We start from the raw sequence: 19,711 nt of genomic DNA on the forward strand, positions 1-19,711 counted from the left end.
TAGAAACATCTCACGTCTAAAGTAACGAAGAACTTATAATCTATTATACATCGGTAGATGGACCGCGAAGTGCCGGGAAACTAGCATGCTTCGTGCGGAGCAGGGGAAAAGCTGGAGATGACTTCAAATGCTTACCTATTGCTAACTTTAATGAAGTAACTAAGGTCTAATTTTTCGGTGTTAAAAGTGAGAAATTAGGCTTTTTTACACGTTAAGAAAGTATAAAAATACTTTCTATAGTATAAGTTCAACTAAGGCTCTGCCAGCACCAAAGGCTTGGTTGAGCCAAGTTTTCTTTATATTTGGTTTTCCTTACCGTTGTAAATCCGTATCTTCCTGATGTTACTCTCTTAGCGTATGTTTTCTGCGTTTTGTTGGAAGGACCTCATATAGAAGAATTGTTTCAAATAAAATTTTTGGGAAGGATCATTCACATATGAACGATCCTTATTAGTTGTGGGTTAACGCAACAATCGAAAATTTCACGTACCGTACTTATAGTAAAATTAATATTCAATTCTTAATTTATAAGACAAATTGATTGGAAGGAGGGTTGACTATAATATGCATGAAGAATTTTGACCTACTTGTCTACAAACAAATAGAGCATCATTTGGCAAGGACCGAGCTTCGTGTTTGAACTTATAAATCTAACGATGGATGCTATGAATTATTGAACCATTCTGCTTGATCCAGCTATCCCGTCCTCTTTTGTCTAGATCAGTCTTTTTTTATTGCTACATTTGGCATCCATTTTGGTCGTTACTTGCTGAATTTAAATTATTCGGATAGTGGCTTATTAGAAGGTTGCGATGGGGACTTGAAAGTCACCTTTACAACGGGAGGGCTACTTCCTACAAGGGGGGAGGGAGAGTCGGTGTGTCTTCCCCCTGGAGTTTAAGCTAATATTCCATTATGTCACTTTCAACAAGCTGGTGGACTTCATCAATAAAGCGAGAGGGTGAGATTTTTAGGTGTGTGGTTAATACAAAAATCGTCTTCACAGTCGGAGTTCGGTGACCTCGCTCTAATAAACTAATAAAAGAACGATCATATCCAGTTAGCTTTGCAAGTTTAAACTGGGAAATTTTCTCGACTGTACGATGTTTTCGTAAAACTAGCCCAACAGCTTGTTCAAGTTTCATAGTCATTTCCTCCGTTTTGACAACATTCGATTTTGTTTTACATAGAGCGGACTATAGTCAACGCTTCTAACAATAGTTTAATACATTGGAGGAAGAGAAGACAATCTTTTTTTAGTTCGAGAGATATTGAAACCAGGCTTTTATGCGGGCTGTAATCATTTGTTGGTGAGGTTGGATCGGAACGGCGGTAGCTGCAAATTTCACCGATGATTCATAAAAAGGAGAAGGTCCTTGGTCGCTTACTTCAACTACTTTTATCGGAACTGGATTAATCTGTACGCCCAATTGATTCGAAAGACTTCGCGCTTTTTGTATAGCATTATTCATTGCTTCTGAAAGGGCACGTTCATAATAAGGTTGGGGATCGGATAGTTGGAATTGTAACTCTCTAGCTATGTTTGCCCCATTCTTTATTGCAGTTTCATAAACATCCCCAGCATTTGCTACATTCGTTAGTTTAACTTCAAGTATGTGTTCAACTCTGTACCCTATAAATAGAGGAGTACCATTTTTATATTCATATATCGGTGTAATCGTAAAACTAATTGACCCAATTTGCTCGTTTGAGAGTCCAATACTTTTTAATCCATCAATGATTTGTTGACTTTTGGAATTGTTTTCAGAAACAGCATTTTGTACATCCCTCCCACTTGTCTGCACACCAACCGTGATGACCACTTCATCGGGAGTAGCAATAACGTTTCCTGATCCGACCACCTCAATGACGTTGTTTATTTTAGTATTACGATTCTGATTTAATGTAGAACGATTCGGGTAATGTTGAGGGTAATACGAATGATTAATCATTTCTTCACCTTCTTTGAAAGGATGATTTAAGTGGACCATTTTCTTTACTATATTCACGTTGGAAAAGGTTAAGAAGTATTTGACATTAACCTATATATGGTTTATGATGGAATCAACGCTATTAAGTTCGTTTGAATATTTTTGGATAAAAGAGTCGTAGCTACATCGAATGTGGACGGTTTATACATCGATTCATGTTAAAGTGTTTCTTCTAACTTGGTACAAAATATTAAAACTCGACTTATGGCGAATACACAGTTTAATTTTTTAGGAGGTATTCGCATGAATACAGGTAAAGTAAAATGGTTTAATGCAGAAAAAGGATTTGGATTTATCGAAATCGAAGAAGGTAACGATGTATTCGTTCACTTTTCAGCAATTCAAAGCGAAGGCTTTAAAACATTAGAAGAAGGCGAAACTGTTACATTTGAAATCGTTGAAGGTAACCGTGGACCTCAAGCATCTAACGTAGAAAAGGCGTAACTATAGCTGATAAGGATGATGTACATGGTACATCATCCTTTTTTAATGATTTATCTCCGGCTTTACCACCTTCCTTTTAACAAACCATTTTCCCTTTAATATTTCTGTAATAATGAACGTTGTAATTGTTGTAGCTGATCCACACTGGCACGATCAAGGAGTCGTAAGGACGAAAGAGAGGTAGGGCTTTCGTTGTTTGAGTTAATGGCAATAAATCATGTAATCAGAAAGTATGTAGTGAAAAATAGGTATTCTTGTGAAGTTAAACAGATGTTTCGACAATTTTATAATAGTGACCCAACTTTTCCCGAGTAGAATGCAAGACGGGAAACAACCTCCAATTACTTGAGTGTGTAATCAAGAATGGGTCCAAGTTCGCATTATGCGAAAAGGAAGCAGCTTTGACCCAATTAAAGCTGCTTCTTTTATTAGTTATTTTTTATTGGAATACTTGTATCGTTAAAGTTAATAGGAAGTGGGTTTATTTTTACACGTTAAGAAAGTTACTTCCTATTGTATAAGTGCAGGGGCCTTGTGGATGCCTTGGTCAAGCCAAGTTTTCTTTAAATTTTTTTTATTCTATCGAGTAAGAGGCCATCTGTCTTTTGATTTTCTCCGACTACAAAGTCCTTCATATAATGTTTTAAATAGTCTCCGTATTTATTACTGAAATTCAGTAACAACTCGTCCACATAGTATATTCCTTTTGGGATTTGATCTAGGAGGAGTGTGCACGCAGCAGCATAAATACCACAAGCTACTTGAAAATAAGTTGCATTAGTACGAAATTCGTTAAAAATGATCTCATTACTCATAACATTGTACATGTAGAGTTCTTTGGTTTGATAAACAAGAAGCACTCCAACTAAATCTTCCCCAGTTAATGGTGCATCATAAGGATCCAACACTTTCATATCAAAATCCCAAATATCGTCAACGTTTGAGAGGTTGTTACGAATCAGTTTAGTTGTATGGTCGTTTACTTTATAGATAAAACCAGTTTCCATATCGTACAGTTTACCAAGAGTATAGATTTCTTCGTGAGGCATTAAGCAACCATCAAATTTCTTTTCACCTAACGTAACATTAAATTCAAATTCATACGGTTGGTTATAAAGGAAAAGTGGAATACGTTGCCTCATAAACATAGGATAACTCATTATCGCTTCATCAAGAAAGCATTCTGGAGACCAGGAAGTATATACAACATTTTCTTTTGGAATGGACTTTTCTAGATAAAAAGAAGTATCCTGTTCAACCACATAACATGCTAAGGGAAGTTCAGCTTTATCTTTCTTCATTAATTCTAACGCCATCCATTGAACGACACCAGGATTCATTCCTGAGCCAATAATTGCCTTTGTATTCGATAGATTGTCCTTTTTACTTTCAAAATGCTTGATTCGTTCAATTAAGGGAAAGCCTTTGTGCAATTCTTCGTTTTCGTCAACCAAAGTACTTTCAAGAGCGGAGTTCACGTAATAAACGCCTAATTTATCGCAACATTCTAACATCTCAATCGTATCAGCCCAAGACAGATCAATGACAATAGAGGTGTTGGTACTCTTAAGATGGTTACTGAATTTTAGGATATCTTGAAGGTCAAATTCATGAAGAGAAACCTTATCAGCTAGATTTGGAAATAATCTATTGTAGTAGGTTTCACTTTTTTGCGTCCGATCAATTAAGTGAATCTGACAACCGGACATGAAGGAGTGAAGAGGATCCTTTTTGTCTAGAATCGTTTTATTTAGAATGGAAAGAAATGATTTTGCAACGCCTCCAGCACTGCCAAGAATCGTTATCGACAAGAACCTTTTATTCATTTACACTCACCACACCATACGTTTTTTTATAACCTATGAGTTATGGAGAGGCATGGCTTGTACATGTACCTTTAAAAATAAGACCTTTATTAAAATGGGTCTGATTCTTATGTACAAGCGTGTATTTTTTAAAATAGTATAGATATACACAATCTATATTCCTTTAACTGTCATATAGTAATTTAGTGCTATTTCATAATACATCCCTTTACGATCACTTGAATGAGATTGTATTAGAAACGAATTATTTAAACAGATGAAGGAAGTGAAGGCTTGAAACAGAATGGACAACATATTGTAATCGATGCTTATGGTTGTAGAGAAGAAATTCTTAATAATATGGACAAGCTTGAAGAATTATTAACAGCTGCCATTAATTCTTTGGGAATGGAGATTATTTCAAGTAAATTCCATCTATTCCAACCTCAAGGAGTTACTGGTACGATCGTAATTTCTACATCTCATTTTTCGATTCATACTTGGCCCGAAAATGGCTATGTCGCAATGGATCTATACACCTGCGGAAACTATGATTTATGGCCGCAAGTTGAGAATATTCTTAAACAGATTAATGCGGAAAAAGTAACCCTATATGAAATTAAACGGGGAGAAGAAAGGGCAAACTTCCCGGAAATGAAACAAATCTCACTCACGGATAAAACCAATAGATTACCCACGGAACAATCGCTGCATTTCAGAAAAGATAAAGGAAATGAATGGGATCATATACAGCTTAAGCAAATCCTCAAAGGAAAATTCGATAATCTATATCAAAGTAAAAGTGCCTTTCAGGACATCTTGTTAATGGAGGCAAATGACATCAGATTATATTTAGATCAAGAATTACAGTTTAGTTCCCTAGATGAGAAGTGCTACCATGAGGCACTAGTTCACCCAGCATTGGAGCTGGCTGAAACGAAGGAAAAGGTGTTAATTCTTGGTGGTGGCGATGGGTTAGCTTTACGTGAAGTTTTAAAATATTCAGAGGTTAAAACTGTAGATTTAGTTGATATCGATCCAGTTATAATAAAGTATGCAAGTACAATACCAGAGCTTGTCACATTAAATAACGGGTCTTTTCAGGATAAAAGAGCGAACGTCATTATTAAAGACGCAAAACAATTTCTTTTAACTAATCTAAAAATGTATGATGTTATCATCATTGATTTTCCTGACCCTGTAAATGAATTGCTTGCTGAATTGTATACAAAGGAAATTTTTCAAAAAGTTTCGAGCTTTTTAACGAAAGACGGGATCATTGTTTGTCAGTCAAATTCACCAGAGGATGCTCCTCATGTTTTTTGGGGTATTGGTAAAACAATAGAAAGCGCACAGCTGTTCAGTGTACCATACCAAGTAATTGTTCCATCGTTTGGCTTATGGGGATTTCATCTGGCTTCACAAAGTGAAATAAAGAAAAATGATTTGAAAATATCTGCTAAGCATCAAACCTTACCGGAAAACCTTGATTCTTTGTTTATTTTCCCTTCGAATATATTAGAAAAGCGTTATAAAGCAGTGATGAATACACAGAACAAGGTTAATTTACACCAAATATATCAAGAGGATTTAAAAAGATTGTAGCTATTTCATAATCCTTACCTTTGTGAAATGAAGGCAATGTCATTAGGATGGTCCCGCCATTGATCGTAACAAAAGAACAAATTGATGATGGACTGCAGATGCTTGATGACGCAATCACTCTATATAAAAAGGAACGAGAAAGATTGCGGTAGGGATATATGAAAAGCGTAAACGCCCTGGTAGCCACGAAGGTCACTGGAAGGCAATCGAGGAGGCTGCCGCCGCCGCAGAGGGACTGAAGTGATCCAAGTGGCTGGGCGCTGGAGCTAGACAGTACCTCTATGCATCCAAATTTTATACTTTCTTAACGTGTAAATAAAAGCGCTATCAATGATATGTATATTCAGTTGTACATGTCACTGGGAAAGTAATTACTGACTAAAAGTCTAGAGGCAAGAGGCAACCTTGTGCATATCAATCCTTTATAGTGATTGTGCTAAGGTTGCCTTTTTGTATTTAGACATTAAAACATAAACTTAACTATTTAGTAATTAATATGTTACTGTTTAGTCATATTATAGACAGCATTACCTAATCAAGTTTTTTGCTATATTATATATTATATTAAAGAAAACTTGGCTAGCGCCAAGCCTTAGCGCAGGCGATCGCCTTAGTTGCGCTTATACTATAGAAAGTATTTTTTATACTTTCTTAACGTGCAAAATAGGCTGATACTGAATGAGAAGAGAATTTTGAAAGCTATTTATAAATACACAAAAGGGAATGATTTGTATGTCAAATACGCTTGGATTACCCGCTAAAACATGTGAGATTGACCGACTTATTACGAATTCAAAAGATATCGAAAAGGTTCTTGCTGGCAAAAAAACAGCAACGAGACGAAACGGTAGATATGCTGATCCTGGTGGAAGGATGGTCCTTAAGGGACATTCTTTCATCGTGGAGCGGGTTTATGAGCAAACCCTAGGTGAACTAACAGAAACAATGGCTCTTCAAGAGGGATACGTTAGTGTAGAGGAATATAAAAATTCGATTTTATCATCTCACCCAGGAATGCGTTGGCTGCCACAAATGAAGATTTGGGTTCATGAATTTAGTCCAGAAGAGGAAACAACGGAGTAGAGTGGAAAATGGAAATAAGTTAAATCAAACATATGAGGTAACCAATGTGTGTTTACTTGCGGGCAAAATCATGCTGCAAAGTGGGGCTGAAACTTACCGTGTAGAGGATACAATGATGCGGATTGCTGCTTCAATAGGGATTCATCAATCTCACAGCTTTGTTACCCCAACAGGCATTATATTTTCGATTGACGGAACGGACCCCACCAAATTTGTAAGAATATCAGATCGTACTACGGATTTACAAAAGGTCACAATAGTAAATAGTATATCCAGGAAAATTAGTAGTGGAGAAATGTCTTTAAAAGACGCCTATGAAGAGATGAAGCAAATTGAAACGGCTAATCTTGCTTATCCTGTTTTGATCCAAATTACGGCTGCCTCACTGGTGGGTGGCTGTTTCACAATGATGTTTCAAGGCGGATGGCATGACTTCATCCCTGGATTAGTTTCCGGCGGGGTAGGTTTTTCCTGTTTTATCTACTTTCATCGATTAGTACAGGTAAAGTTCTTTGCTGAATTCTTGGCTTCATTTATTATAGGTTTACTATCATTTTTATTTGTTACAATTGGTTTTGGTAACGAGCTCGATAAAATCATCATTGGCTCAGTCATGCCTCTCGTTCCCGGGCTATTAATTACTAATGCTGTGCGAGACTTAATGGCAGGTCATCTCGTATCAGGATTATCGAAAGGTGCAGAGGCTTTTTTAACAGCTTTTGCAATTGGAACAGGGATTGCGGTTGTATTATCACTATTTTAGAAATAGGAAGGGGATTGAGCGATGATACTACAGCTTATTACTAGTTTTATTGCCTCCACAGCTTTTGGTATCATCTTTAATGCCCCGAGAAAATCTTTGTTAAAATGTGGGTTTACTGGAATGGTCGGATGGGTACTATACGTTTGGTTAGTGCACAATCAAGTCGACAGCGTTTTGGCCACATTAGTAGCTGCCTTCGTGGTCGCGATTTTCAGTCAAATTTTCGCAAAAGTGTATAAGACACCAATCATTATATTTAGCGTATCGGGAATCATCCCATTAGTTCCGGGAGGATTGGCATATGATGCAATGAGGAATTTTGTAGAAAACGATTATAACTCAGCAATTCAGTACGCCGCAAAAGCCTTCATGATCTCTGGAGCCATCGCAATAGGGCTTGTATTCTCAGAAGTAATAAACCAAATGATAAGGAAATTTAGATGATTTGCTCCAAAGGTTTATCGATCACTTTCCTAAAGACAGTCAACTGTCTAATTACAGAGACTGTATGTAATCTATAACTACTTCTCTCTCGCTCCTAAATCAACAGCTAATGCAACAAGTGATTGATTAATCCGCCACACATAATATAGGTGATGAATAAGGTCACGGTGCGATTGATTTCTACTAGGGGCAAGACGTTCAATTTGCTCACGTTCATTTTTTAGACTGTAGACAGTGGCAGTGCGTTTCGTTCCTTTTATCAGTTCCCTAAGAGTTTCGATGTTATGGTCTAGTTTTTCTTCAATTTGAATAAAGACTTTTACCAATTCGTCTGGGTAATCAAAATTCTTTCGATAGGACGAGGCAATCAAATGTCTGGCAAAATAATTAATCGCTGTGAAGATGGTAATCCATCGGGCAATGCCAGAGTGACTGAGTGCCCCTGGTCGCTGCAAGAGTGAACGGGCCTCGTCTTTTATTGACTGAAGTTTTTGGTCCATACTAAAGGCGCTGTCAGTGAGTTCCTTTACGTTAACGTCCTCTCTAAACCCTTTCACATAATCGGTCACATAAGGATTAAGCTCTGTTAGAAAGTCATCAAAAGTATCAGCAACTTTGTCCTTTGTTTTCTTTGGAAAAATAACGGTTGAAACGCTTAGAGCAATAGCAGCACCGGCAATTGTATCAATTACTCGAGCCTCTAATAATTGAAAGGTGATTCCACCAAGTAACAGATCGTACATAAATGCAATGAGCATCGTAATAAACACACTCATTAATGTATAGGATACAGAAAAAAGGTAAAACGCTAAGAAGATTACTAAAAATAAGAGGATAATTTCCAATATCGAATGTCCAGAAACCAGCTTTGCCATCCCAAAACCAACTGCCGCTCCAATAACTGTCCCAAATGAACGCTCAAATCCTTTAATATAGGTTCGGCCAATGGATTCTGTACCAAGCAGGACAATAAATGCTGTGAGAAGAACCCAATATGGTTGGGTAGGCGAAATAATCATACCGACGATAATCGATAAAGTACCAGCTACTAAAGCTTGGTAAGCCTTTTTTGTTGACAGCTTTAGACCTTTTTCATTTTTAGAAGAGTCAATTTCCTCTGAATTTTCTTCTTTCATTTCCAAATCATTTCTAGTTTGATTTCCTTCCATAAGTGATTGCTGGATTGTGTATGCAGCTTTAATCACATGATTAGAAATGGATTCAATCCGACGAATTAAAAACAGCCATCCATTTGGCCGTTCGTCACGATTTAAAAGATCCGTTAATAGAAAACGGATGGCTTGTACAGCTTTTTCTGCCTCCTCTAGATTCTGCTCTACATAATTTTGATCCAGTACTTCTGCATCACGGAGAGATTTGACAACCCATATAAGCAATCGTTTTAATTCATCAGTCTCGAATGCCTCCGCTTTTTTCAAACGTTTAATAGTGTCAGTCAACGTTTCCACGAGCATTTCTGTATCAAAAACGTACAAACGTAATTGAGAAGTCTTCAGACCTGGCCAAATTTCTTTTACATCCTGTTCGTTCAAATCTCCAGAAACGTTACGTGCGTATTCACTAAGCTTCCGGACATTTTTCTCGAGATTTTCCATTCGTTTTCGATTCATTTCCGGATCTTGAATTACTCTTATTAATATATTAAACGTAAGATTGATTTGAATATGAAAAGAACGCATACTTCTTTTTAGAATTTGGGCGGAATCTTTAAAAAGAATGAAATTATAGAAAAACGCAAAGGATACTCCGAGCAATATACCCATATAAAACAACGGCAATTGGTTGGAAGATAGTTTTAAAACTGAAGAGATGTAAACCGTCATAAATGCAAGCATGCAAAGTGAAAAATACCTCACTTCAAAACGTGTAAAATAAAAGCTGCTAAAAATGATGACTAGCATGAGCACGTCTAGATAATAAGCATTTCCAGCTAGTAAGGAACCTGATGTAATACCGAATGCACCGGAAACCCCCATTAATAGAGTGGTAACTTGCTTTTTCTTTTTCGTTTCATCCATGACTACCATGATGCACAACATTCCAGTGATTCCGGAAACAATTGCGGGAGTGATAAGAACATTTCCAGTTGTTCGTAATATAAACAATGTTGTAAGGACAGACGATATTAAACTGATAGTTGCTTTACCCGCTTGTTGGAACCTTTTTCGACCCGGATCTGAAGCCAGTAGTCTACCGAGCCAATGGTGTCTTATATGTAAATGATTCATCGTGTCATCAACCTTTTCAAATATTTCTCTTCTTCAATACCCTTCATTAAATCTTTTCACTAATTTTATTTGCGTATTCTTTTAGGGTAGAGTTAAATGCTGATGATTTCAACTTTCATAAACGGACAGTGAATCTAGACAACTTACTCTCTACATCCAGACGATTACAATTTTAAGTCTTTTTTTGCAATATTAGGTAAAATACACAAGCTTATTTGTTCGCTTTTACGTAAAGTAAATAAATACGTATGAAAGGGAGTGAACATCAATGAGTGAATCATTTTTTATTGCCAAATTAGCTGGGAGAAATGAGGTTCCGCCTGTCGAATCAAATGCATTTGGTAATGCAAAGTTTATAGTAAACCGAAAAAGGACGAAAATAAAGTTTCGACTAGAAGTCAACAACATTAAAAACTTTATACAGGCTCATATCCATTTTGGAGCTCGAAATGTAAATGGTCCAGTATTGGTATTTTTGTTTGGAGAAAATGATCAAACGATAACAGAGCAGGAAGGTCTTACGACTGGAAAAGGGATTGTGACAGGAGTTATAACTGACGATGATTTCGTGGACAACCCTGAAGGAATTGATTCTGTCAGGGAATTGGTTAATTTAATGGAAGCTGGCCTTACTTATGTTAATGCACATACAGAACAAAATCCAAATGGAGAGATCAGAGGACAAATTAGACAAGTCTAGAAAAGCGGAGTACCAAACTTTAAATGAAAGACCAACCGTTTATTTATGTGAAAACTTTAGGTGTGACCGCCCGACGACTGACCTTGAAACCGTGTTAAAGAAACTTAAATAGTGCGATGACAAAACTACGACCAGTTCTAATAACCTGGTCGTAGTTTTGTCGTTATCCTCGGGCTCTAACTGTTTTATCTACCTGCTATTACGGGGTAATTAACGACTTTCTTTGATTTATTTTCAACTTTAACGGATATCGGTTATCCGACAAAAACCAACATATTTTGCTGGAGCTGTTCATTTATCCTCTGCCAATCTGCCTTTGTTCTCGGCGGATACCGTTATCACCTGGCTTCCAATTTGCTGGGGTCGCTTTTTTATTTTGTATAGAGTAGCGTAATGCTTTGATTAGGCGCAGTATTTCGTCAATGTTACGACCCACATCGTTTGGATAAACGGTATTACTAACGATAATGCCTTCTGGATCGATAACAATCGTAGCTCGAAACGAGGCACCTGAAGAGGGATCAAGCACCCGGTAGGCGTTACTGATTTGTTGTGTTCGATCACTTACCATCGGATACGTGACATTCTTCAGCTTTTTCGACGTTTCCAAATACACTTTGTGCGAGTAAACACTATCTGTGCTAATCGCGAGAACTTCTGTGTTTATTTTTTGCAAATCCGTATAAATAGCAGCGACCGCCGCCAATTCAGTTGGTCAAACAAACGTGAAATCACTTGGGTAAAAGAAAAGCACGACCCATTTCCCTAGGTAGTCCCCGAGCTCGATCGGTTTAATTGTGTCCTCAATTATTGCGTCTGCCCGGAACAATGGTGCAATATCACCGTTTGTCGCACAGAACGGTTCAGAACACGTCGAAAGGTCTTCAACAAAAATAGGATTCATAGAATTCTGATTCATGTACTCACCTGTCTTTATAGCTTCTTTTTCCAGCCATTAACTGTTGCATTATATGATTTAAACAAGTAAACGTGTATAGTATAAAACACGTTAGACAGGGTTCCCTTACGAACGCTTATTCGTTAAAATAAAGATAGAATGGAGTGAGCGAATTGAAACTTCGTAAGAACTTGGCCGAACTTTTAACAATAATGAATCAGGATGAATCGGTCGCAGAAAACATTGTGCATTGGAAAACGCTGCCCGAGAAAGAGGGTAAAGTGGTTGACCTTCCCTATGATGTTCACCCAGAAATTAAAAAGGCCTTAATAAAGAGAAACATTACACGTCTATATACACATCAAAACTCCGCTTTCAAGATGGCGAATGAAAAGAAGAGTTTCGTGGCAGTTACTCCGACAGCTTCAGGAAAAACATTATGCTACAACCTCCCAGTCCTTCAGGAAATTGCAAGAAACGATAACAGTCGTGCACTCTATTTGTTTCCGACAAAGGCACTTGCGCAGGATCAAAAAAGCGAGATGAATGAACTGATTGATGAGATCGGAATTGATATAAAGAGTTATACGTATGATGGAGACACTCCTTCCAATATACGCCAAGTCGTCCGCAAAGCAGGGCACATCGTTATGACGAATCCGGACATGCTTCATTCAGCGATCCTACCCCACCATACAAAGTGGGTATCCCTTTTTGAAAATCTTAAATTTATCGTGATTGATGAGCTACATACGTATCGGGGTGTCTTTGGAAGTCATGTGGCCAATGTTATTAGGAGACTAAAACGGATCTGTGCTTATTATGGGAGTAATCCGATCTTTATTTGCACTTCTGCTACGATTTCGAACCCGAAAGAGCTAGCTGAAAAGTTAACGGGTGAAGACGTTCAGTTAATTGATAATAACGGCGCACCTGTTGGAAGAAAGCATTTTGTCTTTTATAACCCACCGGTTGTTAATAAACCCTTAAACGTACGGCGAAGCGCTACACTTGAATCTAAAAAACTTGCATCGCTATTTTTAGAAAATGCTGTGCAGACCATTGTATTTGCTCGAAGTCGAGTACGCGTTGAAATACTGTTGACTTATTTACAAGATCTGATTCAGCGTAAAATCGGGGATAAATCCATTCGTGGCTATAGAGGTGGTTATTTACCGAAGGAGCGCCGTGAAATTGAAAAAGGACTGCGTGATGGGGATATCATTGGTGTGGTGAGCACAAACGCGCTTGAACTTGGCGTTGATATTGGTCAGCTTCAGGTATGTATTATGAATGGCTACCCGGGTTCGATTGCAAGTACATGGCAACAGGGTGGCAGAGCGGGGAGAAGACAGGACGAATCCGTGATCATTCTTGTTGCGAGCTCGTCACCGCTTGACCAATACATTATTCAAAACCCTGAGTACTTCTTCAATCGAAACCCTGAAACAGCACGGATTAATCCAGATAATTTAATCATTTTAGTCGATCATTTGAAATGTGCGGCCTATGAACTACCCTTTCAGAAGGAAGAAACTTTCGATGGAGTTGAGATTGATGAGATTTTATTTTTCTTAACTGAAGAACAGGTCCTCCATGAACAAGGTAATCGTTGGTATTGGATGAACGAATCCTTTCCAGCTCATAACATCAGTCTCCGTTCGGCTGCACAAGAGAATGTGGTCATTATCGATCAAACTGATGTTTCAAACATTAGGGTGATTGGGGAAATGGATCGGTTTAGTTCGATGACACTCCTTCATGATGAGGCCATTTATTTACACCAAGGGATACAATATCAGGTTGAGAAACTGGATTATGAAGAGAAGAAAGCGTTTGTGCGTGAGGTTGAAGTTGATTATTATACAGATGCCAATTTAGCTGTTTCTTTAAAAGTGTTAGAAGAAGACAAACAGAAATCGGATCCGGCTGGAGATGTTGCGTTTGGAGATGTTACTGTGAATGCGATGGCAACGATTTTCAAGAAAATTAAATTCGGTACACATGAGAACATTGGATCAGGTCCGATTTCGCTCCCAGAAGAAGAACTTCATACGTCTGCGTCATGGATTAGTTTTTCCGATCGTGTTACCGAAGGTTTATCGGAAAAGGAATTAGAAGACAGCTTGATAGGGATTGCAAATGTGATGCGACATGTTGCACCGCTGTTTGTCATGTGTGATGTCAGTGATCTGCACGTTGTCCCACAGGTGAAGGCATCTCATTCGCAACAACCCACGATCTTTTTCTATGATCGATATCCTGGGGGTATTGGGCTGAGCGATTATGTTTATACTCACATCGATAATATCCTTCAAGAGGCAGAAAATGTGATTCGTATGTGTCCTTGCGAAAAGGGCTGTCCTTCTTGTGTTGGGAATGAAGTTCAGGAGTCCAATGTAAAAACCACTGCCCTAACATTTATAGGGAAAGGGAGATCGGGTTATGTCTCTGCAAAATAAATTAAACAGATTTAAAAAAGATCTGACCCGTATAGAAGCAGATCATCCGGAAACCGTTACAATTAAAGAAGAGCCCAAAACGGAATCTCTGGATGAAAGAGTGGAAGAGAAGTGGGATTCTTTTGAAGCTATCCCTCTATCGTTTGACGAACAAAGTTGTGTGCTTAGGGAAAAGAAATTACCGATGCAAACCCCGCTGGGAAACTATACAATTCAGGATTATGTTCAGGTTATTGCAAAATGGAATGAGCGACAGCATCTTCACCCGCTCTCAGCCAATCAGCGTGATCCCGAGGATTTGTTGTTTTTCGATACAGAGACAACAGGACTAGGTGGGGGAGCGGGAAATACCATTTTTCTGCTTGGAATGGCAAGAGTACAAAATGATGGGATTCAAGTCAGGCAATACTTTTTACCAGCACCCGGAAATGAAGTTGCCCTTTATCACCATTTTTTAAATGATGTAAAAGATCTGAAAAATCTTGTGACATACAACGGGAAAGCGTTCGATTGGCCACAGGTAAAGACGCGACATACTTTTGTTAGAGATGCTGTTCCGCAACTCCCACAGTTCGGTCATTTCGACCTTTTACATGGATCCCGACGAATTTGGAGAAAATCGTATGAATCACTTCGGCTCTCTACGGTTGAAAAGGAACTCTTGAATATCGTTCGACATGAAGATACCCCAGGCTATTTAGCACCGATGCTCTACTTTGAATTTTTAAAGGAAAAGGATCCGACGATTTTAAAGGGTGTCTTTCAACATAATGAATTAGATGTTCTAACGTTAATTTCCCTATACACCCATGTATCGATGATATTATTGGATATTGGGGAAAGCACTGCTTTAACTAAAAGCGAACAGTTTGAGGTTGCTAGATGGTTTGAAGTAGTTGGAGATCTACAGGAGGCAAAGAGAAGATACAAAATGCTTGTGGAATCAACAAAACAAATCGATGCGTCAAAAGCATTAGCTCTTCTTCATAAAAAAGAAAAGGAATATGACTGTGCAGTCGCCTTATGGGAGTCCGTTCTCCAACAAACAGAAGATGTTGATGTGTACATAGAGCTATCGAAAGTCTATGAGCATCGGTACAAAGATTTGACAAAAGCTTTACATTTTGCCGAAGAGGGCTACGAACATTGGAAAGCAAAGGGCCGGATTTTACGGGATAAGGAAAAGACTGACGGAGCAATGTTTATTAAGCGAATTGAACGTTTAGAGCAAAAAACAAAAATAGGAAATGAAAGAATATTCTAAAAATATTCCCCGGGTAAGCGCAAAAACTGATATTTTTCGCCTTTGCACCGGGGTTTTTTAGCCTTTTTGTGACATTTATACTGAAGTATTGAAAAAAATGTCGAAAAACCCTAAAATAGTCATTGGAAATGATTTATTTGCAAGTTTTATATAGGGGGATTTGAGTTGCGAAATATTTTGGTTGTCCTGTTTTTTATTATGATCGGGTTAACCTTTTTCTTAATGAATGTAGGTGCTTGACCATTTTACGCTTAAAGAAGGCGAATGTCTTAGACAAGTCTCACACGATTCTCATACATTATTAACAAATACAAGAAACAATTCAAAGGAGAATCTGTGGGATGTATTGTAAAAAACCTCAAATGATGTGCCCGGTGGTACATCCACCAAAGAAGTGTGTCAAGCATTTTTATCATGAAAAAATTGTTCCTCACGTTCACCCGATCGTTGAGGAGCATGTGCATCACAACATTTATCAGCACAAGCATATGCAGCCAATCAGCAAGAAGGAATGCTGCACGACTAAGCACTGTCACACAAAGTGCCCACCACGTCCGAAATGTGGGTGTCAATCGCATCATCATGGTGGTCATGGCCCTATGTGGTGGTAATATCCGAGAGTTGACTCGAATTATTGGGTCAGCTCTTTTTTTAGTATTGGGCTCACTTATGGTAAACTATGATGGAACCATCCAAAAGGAGACCTTCTATGCTCAAAGTAGTTGCGGTAAGTGGGTACAAGGCCCACGAGCTCGGCATTTTTTCAAACAAACATGAAGCTGTTCCATACATACAAGGGATTCTGAAAAGACGATTAGTTGCATTAATCGAAGAAGGCCTAGAATGGGTTGTTATTGGTGGTCAACAAGGAACTGAATTATGGACTGCTGAAGTTGTACTGGATCTTAAGGAACTTTATCCAGAACTTAAGCTTGCTGTCCTTACACCATTTCAGGATCAAGATAAGCGATGGAAGGAACCAGTCCAGGAATATTACCGAGAAATTATTTCGAAAGCTGATTTTGTTGAAAGTGTTTCAAAAAGACCATACGAGCACCCAGGACAACTACAGGCTCATAATCAATTTTTAATCGAAAAAACAAACGGACTTATACTGTTTTATGACAACGATCAGCAAGGGTCTCCGAAATATTATTTAGAAGCGGCACTCAAATATCAGGAGGCTGGCAACGAATATCCTATACTGTCCGTTTCATTTTTTGACGTAAATGATTTTATAGAGGAAGCAAATCAATCAGATTGGGCAACCTAAAAACGGATGAATATTTTTAAAAAATTGGTATAATGTTGGATAGAACGTATTTTTAGTGTGTGTTTATGAAAAGGATCAATTAGCGGGGTGACGTTATATTATGGATACGAAGAAGTTACGTTTGAATGCAAAGGAAATATTGGAAAAGGATTTTAAAACAGGGTTTCGCGGTTATGATCAGGATGAAGTGGACCAATTTTTGGACGTTGTCATCAAGGACTATGAACAATTTCATAAAGAAATCGATCGGTTAAACGAGGAAAATGTTAAATTGCGAAAAGAAGTTCAACGGTCAAGTGAACAGCCAAAACCGCAAACGAGTACAGCTGGCATTACAAACTATGATATTCTAAAACGGTTATCGAATTTAGAAAAACACGTATTCGGAAGCAAATTATACGATTGATAATGGATTAAATTTACATTGAAACTGTCTAAAAGATCAAGTATAATAAACATTGTTCCAAAAAAGGTCATATACGTTTGGGTAATCGCTGTACCCGCTTTATGCGAGGTATAGAGGAAAGTCCATGCTCGCACAATCTGAGATGATTGTAGTGTTCGTGCCTAGTCAATTCATAAGCTAGGGTAGTTTGGTTTCGACTGGACTAACGGCAGGGAAAACACCTACGTCTTTGGATACGGTGTGAATACTTTGAAAGTGCCACAGTGACGAAGTCCTGCAGGAAACTGCCGGAGTGGAACGAGGTAAACCCCACGAGCGAGAAACCCAAATTACGGTGGGGGAGTCTTCTTGGAGGAATTGAACGAAGAGAAGAACAGGTGTTTAACACATCTGGAGATAGATGATTACCACCTTCGTACGAGAAGCAAATGCTTTGTTTGAGTACGAGGAACAGAACATGGCTTACAAAACGTATACGACCAAAAGCCCACTTTAAACGGGCTTTTTTTATTTGGACAAATGATTAACTGAACTAAATGGTTATTCACACTTTTTCTATTTATCATTTGGTGACTTTTTGAACATCCTCTATAATAGGGGAAAGCATACATACAGTTAGGAGTTATTACTATGAAACCGATTACCCTTATTGCAACAGCAGCGATGGGACTTGAAGCGATTGTCGCCAATGAAGTACGTCAACTCGGATATGAAAACGTAACAGTCGAAAATGGAAAAATTATTGTTGAAGCCGACGAAAGTGCGATTCCGCGGTTGAATCTCTGGTTACGTACAGCGGACCGAATTAAGATAAAGATTGGTGGCTTTAAAGCACTATCCTTTGAAGAGCTGTTTGAGAAAACAAAAGCACTTCCATGGGGAGATTACTTACCCGAAAATGCTGAGTTTCCTGTTATCGGAAGATCCGTCAAATCAAAGCTTTTCAGTGTGTCTGATTGCCAGGCGATCGTAAAAAAAGCAATTGTAGAAAATATGAAGGAAACCTACAATGTAGAGGGGTGGCTCCCAGAATCAGGAGCATTTTACCGAGTTGAGGTCGCCCTTCATAAAGATATTGCTACCCTTACGATCGACACGAGTGGTGAAGCACTGCATAAGCGTGGGTATCGTTATCTTCATAATGAGGCGCCTCTCAAGGAAACACTTGCTGCGGCACTTATACAATTAACAAACTGGAAAGCTGATCGCCCCTTCCTTGATCCGTTTTGTGGTTCAGGTACGATTCCAATTGAAGCTGCAATGATTGCAAAAAATATAGCCCCAGGTTTAAATCGAGAGTTCGCTTCTGAAAACTGGTCATGGCTTGATAAAAAGCTTTGGTATACAGCAGTGGAAGAAGCGCATGATCTCGCTAATTTCGATCTCCCAGTTGATATTCTAGGGACAGATATTGACCACAAAATGATTGAGTTATCTGAGAACAATGCGGCAGAAGCGGGTCTTGAGGACTCACTTCGCTTTAAGCAAATGCAGGTGAAGGATTTTACGACAAAGTCACAATACGGATACGCTATTGGGAATCCTCCGTATGGCGAGCGATTAAATGAACGCGATTATGTCGAACGCTTGTATCGAGATCTTGGGGAGGTTTTTCGTGCAAACGAGACATGGTCTTTCTATATTTTAACGTCTTACGAAAAATTCGAAGCATTGTACGGGAAGCCAGCATCCAAAAAGAGAAAGCTTTATAATGGAGACCTGAAATGCCACTATTATCAATATTTTGGAAAAAAACCTCCCCGAAGACATGTTGACGTTTAAAAGTGTTTCGATCCACCTATACTAAGTAGTGTTACCAATAGTGAAGGTGGGGACTTCAAATGTATGAACGCTATAAAGATGTTGAGAATGTGTATCAAACCCTGTTACGACTGGAACGAACGATAGGTGAGCAAGAATGCTATTCGCAATCGTGCGAGACGATTCGAAATCAGTTGCAACAAGCAATTGCCTTTGAAACAGGTCAAAATCGAGGGTTGAGCCGGTATTCTTCGCTTTATCCACAATAATAATAATTTTTGAATAGAAACCAACTGCTTTGTAGGTTTTCGCTGTAGTGAAGGTAAAGGCGGAACATTGCAACAAGCAGTTGGTTTCTTTTGTACGTTAAGAAAGTATAGAGCGTCCGAGCATAGGTGATATTCCATAATGGGTGGGAACCCCATCAGGTAAGAACTAGCCATTCACCTGTAGCGAGTCTTGGAGGGTTGGAGGTAACTCCTATCTTTAAGCGTAGACAGCAAGACAGTGGGCCGAAAACCAAATGGCTGAAGGGATGGAGCCCCGAAAACTTATATACGGGA

The 19,711-nt window shown here is 38.5% G+C and carries 18 protein-coding genes and 1 other RNA gene; 14 read left to right on the forward strand and 5 right to left on the reverse strand.

Annotated elements, in window-relative coordinates; genetic code table 11:
• Nucleotides 1–902: 902 nt before the first annotated feature.
• Nucleotides 903–1,145 carry a helix-turn-helix domain-containing protein gene (locus tag NON16_RS24505; protein WP_257352137.1) on the reverse strand — a complete coding sequence of 81 codons (243 nt, stop codon included), beginning with the start codon at nucleotides 1,143–1,145 and terminating at the stop codon, nucleotides 903–905.
• Nucleotides 1,146–1,256: 111 nt separating this feature from the next.
• Nucleotides 1,257–1,952, reverse strand: coding sequence for an SIMPL domain-containing protein (locus tag NON16_RS24510; RefSeq protein WP_257352138.1), 696 nt, complete (start codon nucleotides 1,950–1,952; stop codon nucleotides 1,257–1,259).
• Nucleotides 1,953–2,234: 282 nt separating this feature from the next.
• On the opposite strand from NON16_RS24510, the gene NON16_RS24515 reads away from it, so the two are divergent.
• Complete coding sequence (locus tag NON16_RS24515; RefSeq protein WP_257352140.1) at nucleotides 2,235–2,435, forward strand: cold-shock protein; 201 nt, start codon at nucleotides 2,235–2,237, stop codon at nucleotides 2,433–2,435.
• A 563-nt stretch (nucleotides 2,436–2,998) separates the two neighbouring features.
• Here NON16_RS24515 and NON16_RS24520 read toward each other — a convergent pair.
• Nucleotides 2,999–4,261 carry an S-adenosylmethionine decarboxylase related protein gene (locus NON16_RS24520; RefSeq protein ID WP_257352141.1) on the reverse strand — a complete coding sequence of 421 codons (1,263 nt, stop codon included), beginning with the start codon at nucleotides 4,259–4,261 and terminating at the stop codon, nucleotides 2,999–3,001.
• A 273-nt stretch (nucleotides 4,262–4,534) separates the two neighbouring features.
• Between NON16_RS24520 and speD the strand changes: the two genes are divergently transcribed.
• From speD to NON16_RS24540, 4 genes are all read left to right on the forward strand, one after another.
• The gene (speD, locus tag NON16_RS24525) at nucleotides 4,535–5,845 is read left to right on the forward strand and encodes an adenosylmethionine decarboxylase (RefSeq protein ID WP_257352143.1); all 1,311 of its coding nucleotides are present in this window, start codon (nucleotides 4,535–4,537) and stop codon (nucleotides 5,843–5,845) included.
• A gap of 732 nt (nucleotides 5,846–6,577) precedes the next feature.
• Nucleotides 6,578–6,928: an ASCH domain-containing protein gene (locus NON16_RS24530; protein ID WP_257352144.1), complete on the forward strand. Its 351-nt coding sequence runs from the start codon at nucleotides 6,578–6,580 to the stop codon at nucleotides 6,926–6,928.
• Nucleotides 6,894–7,691, forward strand: a complete 798-nt coding sequence (locus NON16_RS24535; RefSeq protein WP_372508876.1) for a threonine/serine exporter family protein — start codon at nucleotides 6,894–6,896, stop codon at nucleotides 7,689–7,691. Before NON16_RS24530 ends, NON16_RS24535 begins: the two co-directional genes overlap by 35 nt.
• A gap of 21 nt (nucleotides 7,692–7,712) precedes the next feature.
• Entirely contained in the window at nucleotides 7,713–8,135 is a 423-nt protein-coding gene (locus NON16_RS24540; RefSeq protein WP_257352146.1) for a threonine/serine exporter family protein, read from the forward strand.
• A 77-nt stretch (nucleotides 8,136–8,212) separates the two neighbouring features.
• On the opposite strand, the gene NON16_RS24545 is transcribed toward NON16_RS24540, so the two are convergent.
• Complete coding sequence (locus NON16_RS24545; RefSeq protein WP_257352147.1) at nucleotides 8,213–10,384, reverse strand: FUSC family protein; 2,172 nt, start codon at nucleotides 10,382–10,384, stop codon at nucleotides 8,213–8,215.
• A gap of 268 nt (nucleotides 10,385–10,652) precedes the next feature.
• On the opposite strand from NON16_RS24545, the gene NON16_RS24550 reads away from it, so the two are divergent.
• Nucleotides 10,653–11,084 carry a CHRD domain-containing protein gene (locus tag NON16_RS24550; protein WP_257352148.1) on the forward strand — a complete coding sequence of 144 codons (432 nt, stop codon included), beginning with the start codon at nucleotides 10,653–10,655 and terminating at the stop codon, nucleotides 11,082–11,084.
• Between the two features lie 295 nt (nucleotides 11,085–11,379).
• On the opposite strand, the gene NON16_RS24555 is transcribed toward NON16_RS24550, so the two are convergent.
• Complete coding sequence (locus NON16_RS24555) at nucleotides 11,380–11,988, reverse strand: peroxiredoxin (RefSeq protein ID WP_372508877.1); 609 nt, start codon at nucleotides 11,986–11,988, stop codon at nucleotides 11,380–11,382.
• A 167-nt stretch (nucleotides 11,989–12,155) separates the two neighbouring features.
• Between NON16_RS24555 and NON16_RS24560 the strand changes: the two genes are divergently transcribed.
• The 8 genes from NON16_RS24560 to NON16_RS24590 all read left to right on the forward strand — a co-directional run bounded on the left by NON16_RS24560 (nucleotide 12,156) and on the right by NON16_RS24590 (nucleotide 19,417).
• A complete protein-coding gene (locus tag NON16_RS24560) occupies nucleotides 12,156–14,444 on the forward strand; it encodes a DEAD/DEAH box helicase (RefSeq protein WP_308216653.1) in 2,289 nt (762 codons plus the stop codon).
• Nucleotides 14,428–15,708: a ribonuclease H-like domain-containing protein gene (locus NON16_RS24565; protein ID WP_257352152.1), complete on the forward strand. Its 1,281-nt coding sequence runs from the start codon at nucleotides 14,428–14,430 to the stop codon at nucleotides 15,706–15,708. The genes NON16_RS24560 and NON16_RS24565 overlap by 17 nt, the downstream gene beginning before the upstream one ends.
• Before the next feature lie 365 nt (nucleotides 15,709–16,073).
• The gene (locus tag NON16_RS25795; protein ID WP_372508878.1) at nucleotides 16,074–16,319 is read left to right on the forward strand and encodes a CotD family spore coat protein; all 246 of its coding nucleotides are present in this window, start codon (nucleotides 16,074–16,076) and stop codon (nucleotides 16,317–16,319) included.
• A gap of 98 nt (nucleotides 16,320–16,417) precedes the next feature.
• Nucleotides 16,418–16,981: an SLOG family protein gene (locus tag NON16_RS24570; RefSeq protein WP_257352154.1), complete on the forward strand. Its 564-nt coding sequence runs from the start codon at nucleotides 16,418–16,420 to the stop codon at nucleotides 16,979–16,981.
• A gap of 100 nt (nucleotides 16,982–17,081) precedes the next feature.
• Nucleotides 17,082–17,387: a cell division regulator GpsB gene (gene gpsB / locus NON16_RS24575; protein WP_257352156.1), complete on the forward strand. Its 306-nt coding sequence runs from the start codon at nucleotides 17,082–17,084 to the stop codon at nucleotides 17,385–17,387.
• Nucleotides 17,388–17,460: 73 nt separating this feature from the next.
• An RNA gene (gene rnpB / locus NON16_RS24580) (RNase P RNA component class B) lies at nucleotides 17,461–17,857 on the forward strand.
• Nucleotides 17,858–18,017: 160 nt separating this feature from the next.
• Nucleotides 18,018–19,169: a THUMP domain-containing class I SAM-dependent RNA methyltransferase gene (locus NON16_RS24585; RefSeq protein ID WP_257352157.1), complete on the forward strand. Its 1,152-nt coding sequence runs from the start codon at nucleotides 18,018–18,020 to the stop codon at nucleotides 19,167–19,169.
• A 59-nt stretch (nucleotides 19,170–19,228) separates the two neighbouring features.
• A complete protein-coding gene (locus tag NON16_RS24590; RefSeq protein ID WP_257352160.1) occupies nucleotides 19,229–19,417 on the forward strand; it encodes a hypothetical protein in 189 nt (62 codons plus the stop codon).
• Nucleotides 19,418–19,711: the final 294 nt, after the last annotated feature.

This window comes from Pseudalkalibacillus decolorationis (genome assembly GCF_024609785.1).
Taxonomy (GTDB): Bacteria; Bacillota; Bacilli; order Bacillales; family Fictibacillaceae; genus Pseudalkalibacillus; species Pseudalkalibacillus decolorationis.

Coding starts and splice junctions, on each gene's coding strand:
- NON16_RS24515 (WP_257352140.1), top strand. CDS start 2,235: ATGAATACAGGTAAAGTAAAATGGTTTAATGCAGAAAAAGGATTTGGA.
- NON16_RS24590 (WP_257352160.1), top strand. CDS start 19,229: ATGTATGAACGCTATAAAGATGTTGAGAATGTGTATCAAACCCTGTTA.
- NON16_RS24535 (WP_372508876.1), top strand. CDS start 6,894: ATGAATTTAGTCCAGAAGAGGAAACAACGGAGTAGAGTGGAAAATGGA.
- NON16_RS24545 (WP_257352147.1), bottom strand. CDS start 10,384: ATGAATCATTTACATATAAGACACCATTGGCTCGGTAGACTACTGGCT.
- NON16_RS24585 (WP_257352157.1), top strand. CDS start 18,018: ATGAAACCGATTACCCTTATTGCAACAGCAGCGATGGGACTTGAAGCG.
- NON16_RS24570 (WP_257352154.1), top strand. CDS start 16,418: ATGCTCAAAGTAGTTGCGGTAAGTGGGTACAAGGCCCACGAGCTCGGC.
- NON16_RS24540 (WP_257352146.1), top strand. CDS start 7,713: ATGATACTACAGCTTATTACTAGTTTTATTGCCTCCACAGCTTTTGGT.
- NON16_RS24505 (WP_257352137.1), bottom strand. CDS start 1,145: ATGAAACTTGAACAAGCTGTTGGGCTAGTTTTACGAAAACATCGTACA.
- NON16_RS24550 (WP_257352148.1), top strand. CDS start 10,653: ATGAGTGAATCATTTTTTATTGCCAAATTAGCTGGGAGAAATGAGGTT.
- NON16_RS25795 (WP_372508878.1), top strand. CDS start 16,074: ATGTGCCCGGTGGTACATCCACCAAAGAAGTGTGTCAAGCATTTTTAT.
- gpsB (WP_257352156.1), top strand. CDS start 17,082: ATGGATACGAAGAAGTTACGTTTGAATGCAAAGGAAATATTGGAAAAG.
- NON16_RS24565 (WP_257352152.1), top strand. CDS start 14,428: ATGTCTCTGCAAAATAAATTAAACAGATTTAAAAAAGATCTGACCCGT.
- NON16_RS24510 (WP_257352138.1), bottom strand. CDS start 1,952: ATGATTAATCATTCGTATTACCCTCAACATTACCCGAATCGTTCTACA.
- NON16_RS24520 (WP_257352141.1), bottom strand. CDS start 4,261: ATGAATAAAAGGTTCTTGTCGATAACGATTCTTGGCAGTGCTGGAGGC.
- NON16_RS24530 (WP_257352144.1), top strand. CDS start 6,578: ATGTCAAATACGCTTGGATTACCCGCTAAAACATGTGAGATTGACCGA.